Source organism: Dapis hubbardiae BLCC-M172 (assembly GCF_050016015.1).
Classification (GTDB): Bacteria; Cyanobacteriota; Cyanobacteriia; order Cyanobacteriales; family Microcoleaceae; genus Trichodesmium.
In genome coordinates this window covers 11,074-28,123 of the sequence record NZ_JBNHEQ010000281.1, presented here as the reverse complement: position 1 = coordinate 28,123, position 17,050 = coordinate 11,074, and the positions used below count along the sequence as shown (strand labels likewise).

The 17,050-nt window shown below is 35.5% G+C and carries 12 protein-coding genes and 1 pseudogene; 6 read left to right on the top strand and 7 right to left on the bottom strand.

What is annotated here, in order from left to right; all coding sequences use genetic code 11:
* Positions 1 to 14: 14 nt before the first annotated feature.
* A complete protein-coding gene (locus tag ACP6PK_RS26200) occupies positions 15 to 701 on the bottom strand; it encodes a DUF2459 domain-containing protein (protein ID WP_426563997.1) in 687 nt (228 codons plus the stop codon).
* 269 nt (positions 702 to 970) lie between these two features.
* Positions 971 to 1,639, bottom strand: a complete 669-nt coding sequence (locus tag ACP6PK_RS26195) for a TetR/AcrR family transcriptional regulator (RefSeq protein ID WP_094673067.1) — start codon at positions 1,637 to 1,639, stop codon at positions 971 to 973.
* A gap of 204 nt (positions 1,640 to 1,843) precedes the next feature.
* Here ACP6PK_RS26195 and ACP6PK_RS26190 point away from each other — a divergent pair, with 204 nt between their 5' ends.
* The 3 genes and pseudogenes from ACP6PK_RS26190 to ACP6PK_RS26180 all read left to right on the top strand — a co-directional run bounded on the left by ACP6PK_RS26190 (position 1,844) and on the right by ACP6PK_RS26180 (position 4,772).
* Positions 1,844 to 2,386, top strand: coding sequence for a carboxymuconolactone decarboxylase family protein (locus ACP6PK_RS26190; protein WP_094673066.1), 543 nt, complete (start codon positions 1,844 to 1,846; stop codon positions 2,384 to 2,386).
* Between the two features lie 63 nt (positions 2,387 to 2,449).
* Positions 2,450 to 3,570: pseudogene (locus tag ACP6PK_RS26185) on the top strand (RNA-guided endonuclease InsQ/TnpB family protein).
* Between the two features lie 248 nt (positions 3,571 to 3,818).
* Entirely contained in the window at positions 3,819 to 4,772 is a 954-nt protein-coding gene (locus ACP6PK_RS26180) for a Rieske 2Fe-2S domain-containing protein (RefSeq protein ID WP_426563994.1), read from the top strand.
* 151 nt (positions 4,773 to 4,923) lie between these two features.
* Here ACP6PK_RS26180 and ACP6PK_RS26175 read toward each other — a convergent pair whose 3' ends face one another.
* The 3 genes from ACP6PK_RS26175 to ACP6PK_RS26165 all read right to left on the bottom strand — a co-directional run bounded on the left by ACP6PK_RS26175 (position 4,924) and on the right by ACP6PK_RS26165 (position 8,045).
* Entirely contained in the window at positions 4,924 to 5,964 is a 1,041-nt protein-coding gene (locus ACP6PK_RS26175) for a TPM domain-containing protein (protein WP_426563992.1), read from the bottom strand.
* Between the two features lie 110 nt (positions 5,965 to 6,074).
* Complete coding sequence (locus tag ACP6PK_RS26170) at positions 6,075 to 6,386, bottom strand: muconolactone Delta-isomerase (protein WP_426563990.1); 312 nt, start codon at positions 6,384 to 6,386, stop codon at positions 6,075 to 6,077.
* A 717-nt stretch (positions 6,387 to 7,103) separates the two neighbouring features.
* Positions 7,104 to 8,045: a TPM domain-containing protein gene (locus ACP6PK_RS26165; protein ID WP_426563988.1), complete on the bottom strand. Its 942-nt coding sequence runs from the start codon at positions 8,043 to 8,045 to the stop codon at positions 7,104 to 7,106.
* Between the two features lie 1,373 nt (positions 8,046 to 9,418).
* Here ACP6PK_RS26165 and ACP6PK_RS26160 point away from each other — a divergent pair.
* The gene (locus tag ACP6PK_RS26160) at positions 9,419 to 10,120 is read left to right on the top strand and encodes a sugar transferase (RefSeq protein ID WP_094672044.1); all 702 of its coding nucleotides are present in this window, start codon (positions 9,419 to 9,421) and stop codon (positions 10,118 to 10,120) included.
* A gap of 165 nt (positions 10,121 to 10,285) precedes the next feature.
* Here ACP6PK_RS26160 and ACP6PK_RS26155 read toward each other — a convergent pair whose 3' ends face one another.
* Complete coding sequence (locus ACP6PK_RS26155; RefSeq protein WP_426563986.1) at positions 10,286 to 11,986, bottom strand: energy transducer TonB; 1,701 nt, start codon at positions 11,984 to 11,986, stop codon at positions 10,286 to 10,288.
* Positions 11,987 to 12,842: 856 nt separating this feature from the next.
* Here ACP6PK_RS26155 and ACP6PK_RS26150 point away from each other — a divergent pair.
* Positions 12,843 to 13,733 carry an alpha/beta fold hydrolase gene (locus tag ACP6PK_RS26150; protein WP_426563984.1) on the top strand — a complete coding sequence of 297 codons (891 nt, stop codon included), beginning with the start codon at positions 12,843 to 12,845 and terminating at the stop codon, positions 13,731 to 13,733.
* 153 nt (positions 13,734 to 13,886) lie between these two features.
* A complete protein-coding gene (locus ACP6PK_RS26145; protein ID WP_426563982.1) occupies positions 13,887 to 15,227 on the top strand; it encodes a hybrid sensor histidine kinase/response regulator in 1,341 nt (446 codons plus the stop codon).
* A 520-nt stretch (positions 15,228 to 15,747) separates the two neighbouring features.
* Here the strand turns inward: ACP6PK_RS26145 and ACP6PK_RS26140 are convergent.
* Positions 15,748 to 16,836 carry a trypsin-like serine protease gene (locus ACP6PK_RS26140; protein ID WP_426563980.1) on the bottom strand — a complete coding sequence of 363 codons (1,089 nt, stop codon included), beginning with the start codon at positions 16,834 to 16,836 and terminating at the stop codon, positions 15,748 to 15,750.
* Between the last annotated feature and the right edge of the window lie 214 nt (positions 16,837 to 17,050).

The following is a 17,050-nucleotide window of genomic DNA, read 5'->3' as shown; positions in this document are numbered from 1 at the left end:
AACTACTGTTTTTGTTAACAGTTGCACCCACTGTTAACATGATACATAATCGAACTAGAAAGTCCTGACCATAGAGGAGTTTTTACTCCTGCTAACCTCAGAGCTTCTGCAGTCCAATCATTACAAGCTCTTAAAATTGAATAAGTATCTTTTGCTGCATAAAAACCGACTCTATAATTAGGGTCTATGGTCAGACTTCTTCTATTACCTTGGGCATCAAACTGGAAAGAATCATTGATAAATTCCATTAACCTATGGTAATTAGATTGAGTAATTATAGCACACTTAATTTCATATTGTTGAGGAATATTTTGATAAGCTAATACCCTCATTGCAGAAGGTGTGGGCAGGAATAGGGCCTGAAAACTTGTTACAATTGGTAATAATGTCCCAGTATAAGTTTCTAGAAAATAAGCTCTATCACCAAAGCCAAAAGCTAGATAATTTATTGGAGCTGATGGATTAGCTATTAATTTTAAGTTTAAATTTTCTTGCCAGTCCCAAATTTTAGTCTTGACTGGAACTAGAATATCTGTATGAATACCTGTATTATAAATGTATATCGGTATACCCTTATTTAATAAGTTCAAATCACAAGAATTATTATCCCAATTTCTAGGAGTAAAGTAACCAATATTTAAGCAAATCACTACAAATAAAACAGAGGTTAATACAATTTTAGCTACTTTCTTTTTTAGCATAAAAAATATGATTTATTAATGGGGATCGTTATTTCAATTATCAGTTATCAGTTATCAGGACAGTAATTTAATTTTGACTCTATCTTAAACTCTACAAGTTCAACTTTACAGGATTATTAATTATTAATTATTAATAATTAAATAATTATGCTTTAAAGCCTCCCCTTGGATAGGGAAAAAAAGTGTTAGGATATTTCCTGACCTTCAATCAAGAACGGTTTTAACCAGAGGTAATTATCAATTATCCATTATCCATTATCCATTATCAATTAACGAAAGGATTTTTCTGAATGCATTAGCACTCCTCCTAGAACTAGATTGATTGCTTCTTGAGTTTGTTTTTCAATCATTTCTTGGCTCAAAAGCTGCCGTTCTGGCTTGAGATAATTGAGATTTTCCTGGGCATCAAAATAGAATACACAAATACCCAAAATGTTAATAGCTGTTAAAAATGGATCGAGCTGCCGGAAACTTCCTTCTGCTATTCCTCGTTCTAAAATATTTACTAAACAGATAAAACTTTCTTGCCAACCACTTAATTTACCATATTTACCCTGATTTTGAATTGCTTCGTGAAACCATAGTCTCCCTCTATGGGGATGAGATGCTTCGTAGGCGATCGCTGAACGTACTAACATTTTCAATGCTACTTCTGCTGGTAACTTCTCTAGTTGCGACGGATGAATTATTTGATTAAGTTCTCTTACCAGTCGTTGAAAAACCTCCTGATACAAACCCTCTTTACTATTGAAGTAATAGTAAATCATGGCCTTTGTTACTCCTGTACGATCCGCGATCGCGTCTATCCTGGCTCCAGCTAAACCAGACTTAGCAAATTCCTCTTCAGCAGCATCTAAAATTTCTGCTTTTGTTGCTTCTCGATCGCGCAATTTTCGTTTCTTGTTAGGCAATGATTTTTCTTTGGCTGGATGATTCACGAGTATATAGACTCCCAACAAATTTACTAGCTTGAACTTAAAAGGCCAAGCTTTCTACTCTTAGCTATGGCCAACACTTGGCCTTGACCCGTAGCTAATTAATATTAGCATTTGCTTTGTTAACTCTTGACAAAGCAAATTTAATAGCTTTATAGTAATTACTAACTAAATATTTAGTTAACAGAAAAAGAGTAAGACTGACAAATGGCACATATAGATATACCATCAAACTTTCCTGGAATGATGGGCTTAGTTAAATATCGACCCGATACAGGCAAACTGTTGTTGGAATTGGCCGAAACCCTGTTGAGAGGAGACTCACCCCTATCACTAGAAGAGCGAGAACTCATAGCTGCTTATGTATCCTACCGGAACGAATGCGACTTTTGCACAGGTGTTCATGGAGCAGTAGCCAAACAACTGTTCAAAAACAATAGTAATGTAGTTGATGCAGTTTACCAAAATTTTGAGAGTGCAAATATTACAGACAAACTCAAAGCGCTACTAAAAATAGCAGCAAAAGTGCAACTTGATGGTAAACAAGTTTCTGAAGATAATATTCAACGAGCAAAAAATCTAGGTGCAACAGATAGGGAAATTCATGATACAGTCTTAATTGCAGCAGCTTTTTCTATGTTGAATCGCTATATAGATGGTTTAGCAGTTACCATACCAAACGATCCTGGTGCTTACGAACAAATTGCCTGTCAAATAGTAGAATCTGGTTATGGTGGAGTATTGACTTAATCAGAAAATAACGATTTAATATGTTAAAAAGCATACTTTTAGACAGACTGCACTCACTCATAAATGAAATCCATTAGAACAAAGCTGAAACTTAATAATAAACAGAAAACTCTGATAGCTCAACACGCTGGCTATTCACGCTGGTGTTATAACTGGGGTTTAAGTCTGTGGAATGCTGCTTATATTGATGGTTATAAGCCAAATGCCCGTAAGCTTAGAGAGGTTTTTACCAATCAGACAAAACCTCTTTATCCTTGGATGAAAAAGTTGTCATCTAAAGTTTATCAATATGCTTTTATTAACTTAGGTGAAGCATTTAAAAGATTCTTTCAAGGATTGGGTAAACGGCCACGGTTTAAGAAGAAAGGTAAGTCTGATTCCTTCACTATTGATAATTGTGGAAAACCCATAGTATTAAATGGATGGAATCACAAGTTACCTTTTATTGGTATGGTCAAAACTTATGAACCCATTGAGGCAACAGCTCAAAAAATCACTATTAGTAGACAAGCTGGTGATTGGTATCTTAGTTTTAGCTATGAATTTCACGCCATAACCACACCCAAAACAAATGATGTGATAGGTGTAGATTTGGGAGTGAAAACGCTAGCTACTTTAAGTGATGGAAAAGTATTTGAAAGCGTAAAATCATATCAGAGATTTGAAGCTAAGTTGTCTCGGCTGCAATACCTAAATCGTCATAAAAGGGTCGGCTCTGCTAATTGGAGGGCAGCACAACTGAAGATAGCTAGGCTCCATAGACGAGTGGCTAACATCCGCAAAGATGCACTTCATAAATTGACAACATATCTAGCTAAAAACCACAGCGTTGTTGCTCAAGCGAAGATTTGAATGTTAGCGGTATGTTAGCTAACCACAAGCTAGCTAAGTCTATAGCCGACCAAGGCTTTTATGAATTTCGGAGACAGCTTGAATATAAAACACGATGGTATGGTTCTAAATTAGTAGTAGTTGATAGGTTTTTTCCATCTTCAAAAACTTGCTCCTACTGTGGTCATGTTCAAGATATGCCGTTAAATAATCGGACTTATGACTGCCCTGATTGTGGGATATCTATAGACCGGGATCTGAATGCAAGTATTAATTTAAGAAATGCGGTCGGCTTGACCGTCAATGCCTGTGGACGGAGTGCTGCCGACAGTTCCGGTAGAAGCAGGAAGTAAACATTAAAATGTCGCTATATAAAGTTTTATGTCGGTTTTATGAAGCAGCTAAGGAATTATTATTTGAATAGTAATATATAGCTTTAAGCTATCAGCTATCAGCTCAAATCAAAACTATTTGTTGTAAAGGATTTCAATTTTACTGTAAATATCTTTTTTAAATTGACTATTAAAGTTGAGAAACAAGATAAGCCTACAGATAAGTGTAGGGCAAATTTTTTAAAAAAATCTGATTTTATTAGGAAGAAATGGAACCAATTTTACCAGGCACACCTTGGTTGATTGCTCATAAATCAATGTTGAGTTTTAATCAACCACAAAAAATCACTTTAAATGGAAAAGATTACGTTATTTGGCAAAACAAAAAAGGTGAAGTTTTTGCTTTAGATAATATCTGCCCTCATTTACAAGATCCCCTATCTGAAGGTTTGGTTTGTCAACAACGAAATACAATAACTTGCCCCTTTCATGCTCTAGAATTTGATAGAGAAGGAAAATTATATAAAGAGGGTAAATTAGATACTCAACCAGTTACTAAAACTTTAGAATTAATAGTTAAAGATGATTGTATTTGGACTTACGGTGGCTATGAACCAAGACTACCAATTCCTGAATTAATTCACAGAGTAACTGAGGAATATGAATTTCTGGGAGTAACTGGAGAAAAGAGTATTCAGGCAGATTTTTTAAGAAGTATGCTTGTGAACTACGATTATAATCATCAAAATGGTACTCATAAGGATTTATTTCAAATTACTTCATGTGATGTTCAGTCATACCAAACTGATGGATATTATGCCAAAGTAGAACAACAGATAACAAGAGCTGAAAATACTCTTGGAGAAATTATAAAACACCCGGCGTTAAAGATAATTCCTAGAGTTATGAACAATACTTTAGAATATTGTTTTCCTTCAAATGTAGTGTTATTTGCTGATTCACCAGTTGGTAGTATGGCTCAAACTCATGTTGTTTCTCCAGAAACTAAAAATATAACTAAGACTTTTATTTTGTTATATGGAAAATTCAAAAATCCCCTATTAAAGATTCTCTTCCAAAAATCATTTTTACAGGCAGCAGCTACTATTATCGAACAAGATACAACAGCAGTAGAAAGTCTTTATCCGCGACAAAAGCCTAAGATTAGATTGCCCAATGAAGAAATTATGTTTGATGCTGAAAAACTTTATTATGATTGGTAAAGCATAAAGAAAAGGGAAGAGGAATTATTATTTTTTTCTCTCTTCCCAATATATATATTGAATTAAAGTATTAATGTACTTTGCTATCTTTCTCTAATTTTCAATCTCAAAAACGAATGACTATTATTTTGCCATACTAAAAGTATAGTTATTACCAGCCACCACCATCACCACCACCATCACTGCTACCACCACCAAAACTTCCACTATCACAGCTTCCAGAGCTACTACTGCTACTGTGACTGTAAGAGCTACTGCTGCTATCATCACTGTAAGAGCTACTACTACTGTTAGTCGATCTACTACGAGTAGTTCTACGATCGCTACTGCCACTACTTAAACTCTTACCTTTATTGCTTCTAGAGCTACTGCTACTACTTTTGTAAGAACTCTTGCTAGTTTTAGTCAAACTATTGTCAGCATTTTTAGTAATAGAGATGGCAGGTTTCTCACTTCCAGTATTATTGCTGCTAGTTTTAGTAGAAGTATTGTCAGCATTTTTGGTAATAGAGATGGTAGGTTTCTCACTTCCAGATGTGCTGCGACTACGATAGGTGGTTTTCCTACTCGTTTTGTTCAAAATTTTGGAGATACCCATAATACCCATAACTATGAGAATACAAGTAAGGATAACTCCATCAGAAACTGTACCTAACTGATATGTCTCTGTTTTCAGGGATGTTACTAATTCTTTTGTACCTGCAACTACACCACTTTCAAAGTTTCCTGACTTAAATTCAGGGATAATTTTACTGTCGATAATATTAGAAACCGTGGCATTTGGTAAAGTTTCCTGTATTCCCTTACCAGTTTCTATTTCCACACGGCGATCGCCTATAGAAACTAAAAACAGCACACCATTATCTTGACCCTTTTTACCAATTCCCCAATAATGAAACAACTTAGTCGCCAATTCTTTGGGAGTTGGTGTGGGTTGAGTTTCTGGCACAGTCACAACAGCAATTTCTGCTCCATTTTTGGCTTCTAAGTCGGAAATCATTTGGTTAAGTTGAGTTTCTGTACTTGGACTGAGAATTTCCGCCATATCTGTCACCCAACCATGATAGTCTTGTCGGGGGTTTGATACTTGTTGTACCGTTAGAGCAAAACTGGGCAAAGGATGTATTAGCCAAGTTTGGACTAGAAAAATTATCAACAAGGTACATCTCAAGATAATTAAAGGAAAATTCATAATTTCTACCTCTTGGAGAAACAAGAAAATGTTCGCTATTAATTACTCAGATGCAATTGATTAATTTATGATTTTTAGAGTGGCAAATTAGGCTATAATCTTACAATCTCTTAGTTTTTTCTCGCCTTCAAATCTGTTGCAAAATCTTCATAAGGTCGTAATGATGTAACCTCAATATTCACATATTGTCCCATTTTTTTCATAATTGGTAAGTCCATAATTATTTGGTCAAGTTGATCGGGAGATTCGACATCAACAATAGCTATTACTCTACGAGTTCCGACACACTTCCAGAGGTTTATTATAATTCCTGCTTCCTTAGCACCCATTGCAGCATCTGCTTCTTCGCTCCAAATAACAAATAATTCTTGTTGGCTCATAGTAGCAGGATATTCTACTCGAAAGTCTAAGTGATACAACATAGATACCTTAGTTTAAACAATAAATAAAATTAGTTTCTAATCTTATCATACAAAAAGAATATATAATACGATTTATAAAAAAATCTTTTTATCTAATCCTTTTCTTTTTGAGAAGAGGCAATTATTAATTATTAATTTGGTTCACAGACTAACACAGTTCCCTTTTCTCCTTGTGTAATGTGAAGTTTATCATCTAATCTAGATACAGCACTTCTAAACTACTTTTAGGCGATCGCTTCATTTCTAATAATTTAGAATGCGCGAATTACCTCTCCTTGAAAACGGATAGGATTGACGAACAGGAAAATTTTTATTTATTATCCCCTTAAAAGGGGAGGCTTGAAACCAGAATATTTCGGTATAGCGCTACGCGCTAGGGAATAGGGAATAGGGAACAGGGAACAGTAGACTGTTAAAGGGTTCCATGATTTATAACTGCCCTAACCTGAATGGGTAGTGCTATAAAATAAATTTATCCTGTTTCTGTATTCATGCCTTGCTACTAACCCAAACATCAACTTTAACAAGACTGAATTTTAAGATTAATAAAGTGCTGTTAATTCGATATTTTTTGGTTAGAAAAAAGGAAGAGGAATTATTATTTTTCCCTCTTCCTGATCAGCGATAATTGAAGTATTAATGTACTTTGCTATCTTTCTCTAATTTTCAGTCTCAAAAGCCAATGACTATGATTTTACCATACTAAAAGTATAGTTATTACTCACCACCACCATCGCCACCACCATCACCACAACTATCACCACCACCATCACCATAGCTACTACCACCACCAAAACTATCACTATCATAGCTTCCATAGCTACTACCACCACCAAAACTATGATAGTCATAGTTTCCATAGCTACTGCTACTATTTCTACTGTTACTGTAAGAGCTACTTCTATTATAACCACTGTAAGAGCTACGACTGGTATTAGTCGATCTATTGCCAGTAGTTCTATAATTGCTACTGCGACTAATATAGGTGGTTTTCGGACTCATCTGGGTTTTTGGCAGAATTTTGAATATCCTCCAAAATATCCATATCACTAAGATACCCATGAAGATACCTATAACTATGAAGATACAACTAACAATACCTGCGGTAGAAGCTTTACCTAACTGATATTTCTCTGTTTTCAGGGATGTTACTAATTCTTTTGTACCTGCAACTACACCACTTTCAAAGTTTCCTGACTTAAATTCAGGGATAATTTTACTGTCGATAATATTAGAAACCGTGGCATTTGGTAAAGTTTCCTGTATTCCCTTACCAGTTTCTATTTCCACACGGCGATCGCCTATAGAAACTAAAAACAGCACACCATTATCTTGACCCTTTTTACCAATTCCCCAATAATGAAACAACTTAGTCGCCAATTCTTTGGGAGTTGGTGTGGGTTGAGTTTCTGGCACAGTCACAACAGCAATTTCTGCTCCATTTTTGGCTTCTAAGTCGGAAATCATTTGGTTAAGTTGAGTTTCTGTACTTGGACTGAGAATTTCCGCCATATCTGTCACCCAACCATGATAGTCTTGTCGGGGGTTTGATACTTGTTGTACCGTTAGAGCAAAACTGGGCAAAGGATGTATTAGCCAAGTTTGGACTAGAAAAATTATCAACAAGGTACATCTCAAGATAATTAAAGGAAAATTCATAATTTCTACCTCTTGGAGAAACAAGAAAATGTTCGCTATTAATTACTCAGATGCAATTGATTAATTTATGATTTTTAGAGTGGCCAGTTTGCTGATAATCTTGGTATTTCTAGCTCTAGATGGCTCTTAGTTTTTTCTCGCCTTCAAATCTGTAGTAAAATCTTCATGGAGTCGTAATGATGTAACCTCGATCTTCACATATTTAGGACTTAGGCAAAGACCATGTGTATAGCATTCAACAATAGTTATAATTTTTTAACTCTATATGTAGTACCTCTGCGTAAGTCCTGATATTGTCCCAATTTTTTCACAATTGGTAAATCCATAATTATGACGATGGAGGACTACCAGATTTACTTGTCCTGTTAAGTAATGGTAAAGAAAAGATATATATTTTAACTAGCTATTAGCTTTTCCTTACGGAATGCTGCGCAAACAGCATTTAGCAGGAGCGCTAAAATCCGAGGGTTTAAGTCCCTCACAAGAGCTTGAAAAATTAGTGGTGCGCCTTTTATGGGGGATTCAAACACCCATTATACACAGTGAAAAGCTGATAGCTGACTGCTGACCGCTGACTGCTGACTGCTACGTCAATTTCTTCCCACACTCCACACACTACCCACACTTTCTCTACCATTACTATGCACCACCCCAGATTTTTTTGTGCCTTCTTACCGAGACTATTTTTTTGTAAAATTAACTACTAAATTTTTAATTCATTACTATGCACCACCCCAGATGTTTTTGTAAAATTAACTACTAAATTTTTAATCCAATCTACAAATACCGAAAAATATCACAATAGGAAAAACTCTTAATTATACACGATATTTTTGAGGATTAAGTGAAATTAGATCATAAATAAACAAAATAACACAGAAACTTTAAAAAACGGCTGAAATTTGTGAAGATTTGGTAAAGCTGAGTATTTTACTCTACCACCTTCAATGCACCTCTTTTAAAATATGTATAAAATCACTCACAAAGTGACAATAAGCTAAAAAAGTAGACAGGGGTTAGGTGAAGCGGTCTTAGATGATGAGGAAAATACGCAGAGAGTAAAGTTAAACTTGGGTAAATAATCCTCAATATTTAACCTTAAAATCAGTAAAAATCCTTATTTAGTAAAAGATTCTTATACCACTAGGCATTTAGGATGCGGACATTCTTAAATCGCGTTTGCGGAGTATGGAAGCACCAAAAACTCACTCAGAGATTACTTTTAACTTTTGACTTGCGCCTAGCGCTATAGTCGCAATTTTTTTTCCGTTTCCGCGTGTAACCCATTCCCTTTCTTAACTATAAGTCTAGTTGTCACCTCATCATATTAAAGCCTTTAATCATCAGTCAAATATTATACCAGGGTGTAAACAATGACAAATACATCTGACTTATCAGTATTTTCAAATATTAACTCTCTAGCAGTTCTAGAAGAAAAATACTCAGTTAACCTATCTAAACAAGTAGTTCATCCATCTGTAACTAGCAAAACCAAGCGCTTAATTGACATTTTAGGAGCTTTAGTTGGGTTAGGGATCGCAGGAGTAGTTGCAATTCCTGTTTGGATCTTAATGCAAATTAATACTCCCGGTCCCCTATTTTTCACTCAAGTGCGTTGTGGTTTCAAAGGCAAAACTTTCCAGATCAGGAAGTTTCGTTCAATGGTGGTTAATGCAGAAAAACTAAAGCACCTAGTTAAAAATGAGGCGAAGGGTAACATATTTAAAAATGAGAACGACCCTAGAATAACTCCTATAGGTCATTTCCTCCGTAAGAGTAGCTTAGACGAACTACCTCAATTCTGGAATGTTCTCAAGGGAGAAATGAGTTTAGTAGGAACTCGTCCTCCTACTGTTGATGAAGTCGAACGTTATGAAGCTCATCATTGGCGCAGACTAGATGTAAAACCTGGTATTACTGGAGAATGGCAGGTAAATGGTCGTTCTCGTGTGAAAGATTTTGAAGACATAGTGCGTATGGATATTGAGTATCAGCAAAAATGGTCTATTGCATACGATCTAAAGTTAATTTGGAAAACTATTTGGGTAGTGTTTAATAAATCAGGTGCGTGTTAGTTAGAATTTAGAATTTAGAATTTAGAATTTAGAATTTAGAATTCTGAATCTCCCTTGCTTTACTCCCTTTGTGTTGGAGGTTTTGCTTTCCCAAGCTATCCCTACTAGCTAGTAGGTTGGGTTAACGCAGGAAACCAAACAAAAATATGCTGCCCACACTACTTCCTACTCCTTACTACAATTAGAACTATCGAAATCAAACTCATACTGATACAGTTTAGAGTCATCACTACTATCAAAAGATTGCTTACTTACTGCATCTAAAGCAACTTCATCTAACATTGGATAACCAGTTTCTAGTAACAACTTGGGTCCTTTAGTAATAGTACCATCTGGACTAACTAATACTCCCACGGTAGCTTTACCTTCCAACTTTTGCTCACAAGCAGCTTCTGGATAAACATCAGAAATAGCTTTGGGTTGAGTCAAACTTTCTTCACCTACCTCTAATTCTATTGCCCACTGCATATAAGCATCAACAGCACCTAAAGCTATTTCTCTTGACTGCGACTCTTCAGTAACTACAGTATTTGTCTGCTTTTGTTGTTGTAGCTTTTGCAACAGTGAACCCTTAAATTCTGGTAGCGGTTGTAGTGATGGGGAAGGTTGGGGAGTAGGAACAACAGAAGGTGTTACTTTGACCTCTGGTGTTGGTGGTTTTGTTTCTTCCAAAGTAGCAGCAGCTAAATTTTCTTCAGGTTTTTGAGATGGTTTTGGAGTAGGGGTAGTTTCAGTAACCTTTTGTTTTTGTGGTTGTTGCAATTTTTCTAATAATGAACCTTTAAATTCTTTTGGTTTTTCTGGTGTTAAAGATGCTGTAGGTGTAGGAGCAACAGATGGTGTTTCCGGTTGAGATTTTTTTGTTTCGGTTGGTGAGGGCGTAGCAATAACTATCTTTTGTTGTTGTTTGGCTTCATTTGCTACATCTTGAATAGTTTTTCCTTCCCGTAATTGCCTAACTATTGGTGCTTCTGGCAATCGATTTTTTTTTGTGGGGTCTGGAGGTAAAGGTGTTTTTTGTGGTTGAGTATTGGTGTTATTTTCTGTTGGAGCAATAGCAGTTTTATTTTCAACTTTATCTTGGTAACGTTGTGGAGGCAATTTTAAATTTGCTGAGTATGATTCTCTAGAGTTTTCAGCTACAGAAGTTTCATCTGTAGGATCTATCTCTAGAGTTGGACGACGAGATAAACCTGATTCATAGACTTTATCTGTCAAATTCAAATTCTTCCTAATTTGATATTCATCTATTTGACTTTGGTTTGGCTCTTGTGGTGGTTCAATTTGAAATATGTCTACAGGTGGACGATTTGTATTAGGTAGTGGGGGTGGATATATTGGTGTTGTTGGTAATGACGATCGCCCTGGTATGGATGGATAGGAAAATTCTCTTGGATAAGGATTTCTGGGCAACCTAGAAACAGAAGGACCAGAAAAAGAGGGGGTAGAAGAGGATGAAGTGGTAGAATCGAGGGGTGGTAATTTTGGTAAATTGTAGTCTGAGGGGTCTACTGGTATTGTTGGCAATTCTGAAGATGGAGATTGGGACAAAAATGGTACTTCACCTGGAGTTGGTGGTGTAATAGGAGAAAAGTTGGGTGGTTCTGGTATTGTAGAGAATGTAATTTCTGGTTCTTCTGGTTGGGGAAGACGTTCAAGTTGTTCTTGTGTTAATTCAACTAATCCTACTGTTGGTGGTAATTTGGCTTTCTCAGAGAATAGAGATAGTTTTGGTAAGTTAATTCCTAAAATGGCATGGATAATCACAGAGGTAAAGAGTGCTATCCATATTGGTTGACGGAGGGTGTCTGTTAAAGAGGATTTTTCAATGGGTCGATCTAGGTCTAGGGAGGAAAAGTCAGACATATCAGGAAACTCCTATAAGGTATAAAAGTAAAATTTTAGTTGATAATTTAACTAGCTGTCAGCTATCAGCATTCAGTTTTCAGTATTAGGATATGAATAAGTATAGCACTATAAAAAAGTGTTAAGAAATTAATCAAATTAAAATCATTCCAAATTTATTGTCCTAACCAAAATACAATGGTACAGCTATAGCAATCAGGAATGAGATGTCAGAAAAAAACTGTAGGGGTTTGGAGACCAAATCCCTACAATCAAATATTACAAATTCTCACAAATCACAACTAATTGCTATCTTAGAGGCAAGATGTCTATGCTACAAAGGTTTACCGAAATAATTAATAATTAAACAATTAAATAATTAGATCATTCACGCCTTGAAGCCTCCCCTTTCAAGGGGAAAAAAGCGGTCGTTTGCGGAGCATTCCGTTAGGATGGAATGGCGTTAGCGGAGCTGCTCTGCAAGAGCGGGTTTCCTCGCCATATCCAATCGACCAAGAGAAATAAATCTTTTCCTGTTAAGTGTCAATCCTCTCCCTTTTAGGGAGAGGTAATTATCAATTATCAATTATCAATTATCAATTAATGAACCCGCCTTAAGGGTAGGGTCTTAATATTTGTACTTAATTATGCTTAGAATTCGCTGTATGTAGTGCTATATGATATTATTGATCTATGAATATATAGCCATATGGTTTGAGTTGTGAGATATTGGATATTTTGAGGGAACAGAGAAGAAGGAAAAAATGTATCTATTATCATAAGATAACTGCTATATTCTATACCTTTAACGAAGACTTCAATTCTCACATCTGATTCGTGATTGCTATATGTAATACATATTTATTTTATTTAACCAATGACAGAATTTTATACTTGGAAAGGATATCCTTGTGCTTATGAATTATATCCGCAAAAACCGAGTGATACTACTAGCATACCTTTATTACTAATACACCCAATTGGTGTCGGTTTATCTAAATTTTTCTGGCATCGATTTTGTTCTCTATGGCAGGAGGAAAATTTCCCAAATCCTATTTATAATCCAGATTTATTAGGGTGTGGTGAAAGTGATATGCCATCTGTGGCATATTACCCTGTAGATTGGGCTGAACAATTACAATATTTTTTAGAGAAAATTGTGCAAAGACCAGTAATTTTAATTGTGCAAGGTGCTTTATTTCCTGTGGCTGTATCTCTAGTAAAACTACAACAAAAATCAAATTTAATTTCTGGTTTAATTTTATCAGGACCTCCCCAACTTGAGTTAATGCAAAAAGCTAGTTCACCTGTGCAAAATAAATTGAGATGGAATCTTTTTTACTCACCAATTGGTAAAGCTTTTTATCGCTATGCACGGAGTAGAAAATTTTTAGATTCTTTCTCGAAGAAACAATTATTTGCCGATCCTAATCAAGTTGATGAAGAATGGTTAGAAACTTTGGAAAAAGGGGCAAAAAATTCCCAAAGTCAGTATGCTGTTTTTTCTTTTTTAGCAGGCTTTTGGAGACAGGATTTTAGTCAGGCGATCGCTCAAATTTATCAACCTACTTTAGTATTAGTAGGAAGTCAAGCATCAACTATTAGTAAAACAAACAAAACTGAAACTCCAGAACAAAGAATGAAAACTTATTTAAAATATTTGCCTCAAGCAAAAGGTAATCAAATTTCAGGACGCAATGTTTTACCTTATGAGTCAACAAGAGAATTTGTTCAAGTTGTCAGTGAATTTTTACCAACAATTAATTAATTAGCTATTAGCTTTCAGTGATCGGCTTTTAGCAGATTGAGGTTTCAATTCCTTTCTCCCAGGTAAAAAAAATAATCCTATTTAGTGCTAATTGCTGACCGCTTATTTCTAAATGTCAAAATATTGGAAAATTAGAATTAGGTCTAAAGTCAAATGAGTATAGTTGAGAATGATAGTACAACTGAAACAGTAAACAACACTATTTTAATTGTGGATGATAATCCAATCAATATGAAATTAGCAGTTAGTGTTTTAGAGAGTTATAATTTTAATATTTTAGTATCTCTTAATGGTAATAATTGTTTAAAACAAGCAAGAGAAAATAGTCCAGATATTATTTTACTCGATGTTTTAATGCCGGGAATTGATGGTTTTGAAACCTGTAAGCGCTTAAAAGCCGATCCAGAAACTAAAGATATTCCTGTAATTTTTATGACTGCTTTATCAGATACAGAAGATAAGATTACGGGGTTTGAAGTGGGAGCGGTAGATTACGTTACTAAACCAATCAAAATAGACGAGGTTTTAGCAAGAGTAAAAGTGCATATACAACTGCGACAATTAACCAAAAAATTAAAGAAAAAAAATATACTACTTCAAGAAGAAATTCAACAAAGAATAATAGCAGAAGCAAAGCTTAAAAAAATATTACAAGAGTTACAAGTAGCCCAAAAGGAGATTATTGCTAAAGAAAAACTTGCCTACTTAGGTACTTTAACTTCAGGTATTGCTCATGAACTTTGTAATCCCCTCAATTTTGTTCAGAATTTTGCTCAACTTTCGTCAGAGTTACTAGATGAATTTCTGGAAGATTTAACTTTAGAAATCAATAAAATTGAAGCTGAAAAGTTTGATGATTTTACAGAAATAATCAATGAGCTGAAACATAATACAGATGGAATTTATCAACATAGTAAAAGAGCTGAACGGATTATTAGAATGATGGTCAAACACGCACGACTGGATAGTAGTCAGTTACAATCTAGTAATTTGAATAATATTTTAACGCAATCATTGCAATTTGCTGGTCAGAGTCTCTGGGAAAAAGATAAATTTCCTATCAAAATTAATACTAATTACGATAATTCAATAGGTAAAGTTTTAGTGTCATATTCAGATATGATTCAGGCTTTTATTAATATGTTTGATAATTCCTATTACGCTCTCAAAACTAAGTTAGAACAACAGGAATCTACCAATCAGGATTTTACTCCCACTGTATCTGTACAAACCTGCAACTTAGGAGAAAAAGTAGAAATTCGGATCTATGACAATGGAATAGGAATAAACTCAAAAATCAGAGATAAAATTTTCGATCCGTTTCAAACTACTAAACCACCTGGAGAAGGAATAGGTTTGGGTTTATCTCTCAGTTATGAAATTATTGTTGGACAACATCATGGCAGTATTGAAGTAGAAAGCAAACTAGAAGAATATAGTGAATTTATCATTGAAATTCCTGTTACAAAAAATATAGATGAAGTCAGAAGTTAAATTCTCAGCACGGACTAAACTTGAGAGGTGCGAGAATATCCTGATAGTAATGGCGACTACTATACAAGGGAGGAGAACTAATATCATGTCCGGATAAGAGCGTGATCAAAAAACTTTCTCCTTTTTATACTTTCTTTTTCCCTCTTCCCTCTTCCCTCCTGACTCCTGACTTCTCCCTTCTTATTTATAACTATTCAACCGGACATAATATAATTGCCTGAAATCTCTGTAGCTTCAAAGTTGTGAGGCTATAAAATCTTAGTTTTGACTTTTGATTTTTGACTTTTGACTTCCGTAAAACAGGCTCGCACCAATGGTTCTATGGTTTGAAATTTCTCCTCTGGTGTATCGGGTACATTTTGCTTTTGGCTCCGATCTTACCGAAATAATTAATAATTAAACAATTAAATAATTAGATAATTCACGCCTTGAAGCCTCCCCTTTCAAGGGAAAAAAATCAATCTGTTCCTTAGAGTGTCAATCCTCTCCCTAAAAGGGAGAGGTAATTATCAATTATCAATTAATGAACCCATTTTGCCAATATAGATAAAATACCAAATGCCAAAATTCCGTAATTTATATTTGGTTCGGGAACTTTAACAGACTTTTCTTTCAAGTCTTGATTCATATAACCCTGATAATTTTCAAAACCCCAATCAGCGATCGCTGAAACCCCATTCTCTTTATCAAAATAGTTATCTTCTTCTGTGAGATTCTGTGGAAATTCGTTCCCAGTTGTGGTAAAATTAATTCCGCTTAAAATATCGCTAGTTTCCAATGTTTCCATTGCCCACATAGCACCATAAATCCAATCAATATGTGATGAAACACGGGTGGAACCAACAACATCGTAATAGCTAGAATCATTTAATCCGTCGTTTCGCCCCCAACCAAAGGAACTAACTCCAGCCACATAACCATTAATAAATAATCCCCCTCCACTATCTCCAGGAGCGATCGTATATTCTAAGTCTAGAGGGATAGTTTCTGGTTTGCTAGAATCTGATGTTAAGGGATGGTCAAAATCTGATAACAATAAGCTCTCTGACAACCCCAAACTACGACCAAGCTCAACAATATTTTGACCTGCTCTTTTCGTACCTATTGTATTGGGTAAAGAACCTGTGAAACCGTTACCTGTAGCACCGAAACCAACATAAGTTCCTGTTTGTTCTGATTCATCAAAACCTGTAAATAAGGGAGCCAACGGCAAGTGTAAAACTGGAGTTTCCAGACGCAATACAGCAATATCGTAACCAGCAGTAAAGTCTCGATCGCTAGAAAACCAACCGCGATGAGCAGTAGTATTTGTCACCGAGTAGGAAATACCGTATGCCCAGAAGTTAGCATTGAGTAACGTTTGGTTGTTATGATCGAGACAGTGTGCTGCCGTAAGAATGTAACTTGGATCTATTAGAGTGGCAGAGCAGGTATATTCACCAGAGGAGAATTTTGTGTCCAGATGACCGACACTGGGAAATAGGTTAGCTAAGGAGGTATATTCCTCGTCAGGGCGATCGTGACGGATAGTGCCAGCATGGGCAATGTTATGAAAGCAAACGGTTGTTATTAAAAGTATGGTTGAGGATATTAAGCGGTTAATCATCATTCAATTAGTTGGTTTTAGGGAATAGGTAGGGACGTTAAGTAAAACGGTATAATATCACAGTAGGGGCGAATGGCATTCGCCCTTTGGCATTCGCCCTTACAGTGTTTTGGTTATGACTTACAGTGTTTTGGTTATGACTTACAGTGTTTTGGTTATGAGTTACAGTGTTTTGGTTATGAGTTACAGTGTTTTGGTTATGAGTTACAGTGTTTTG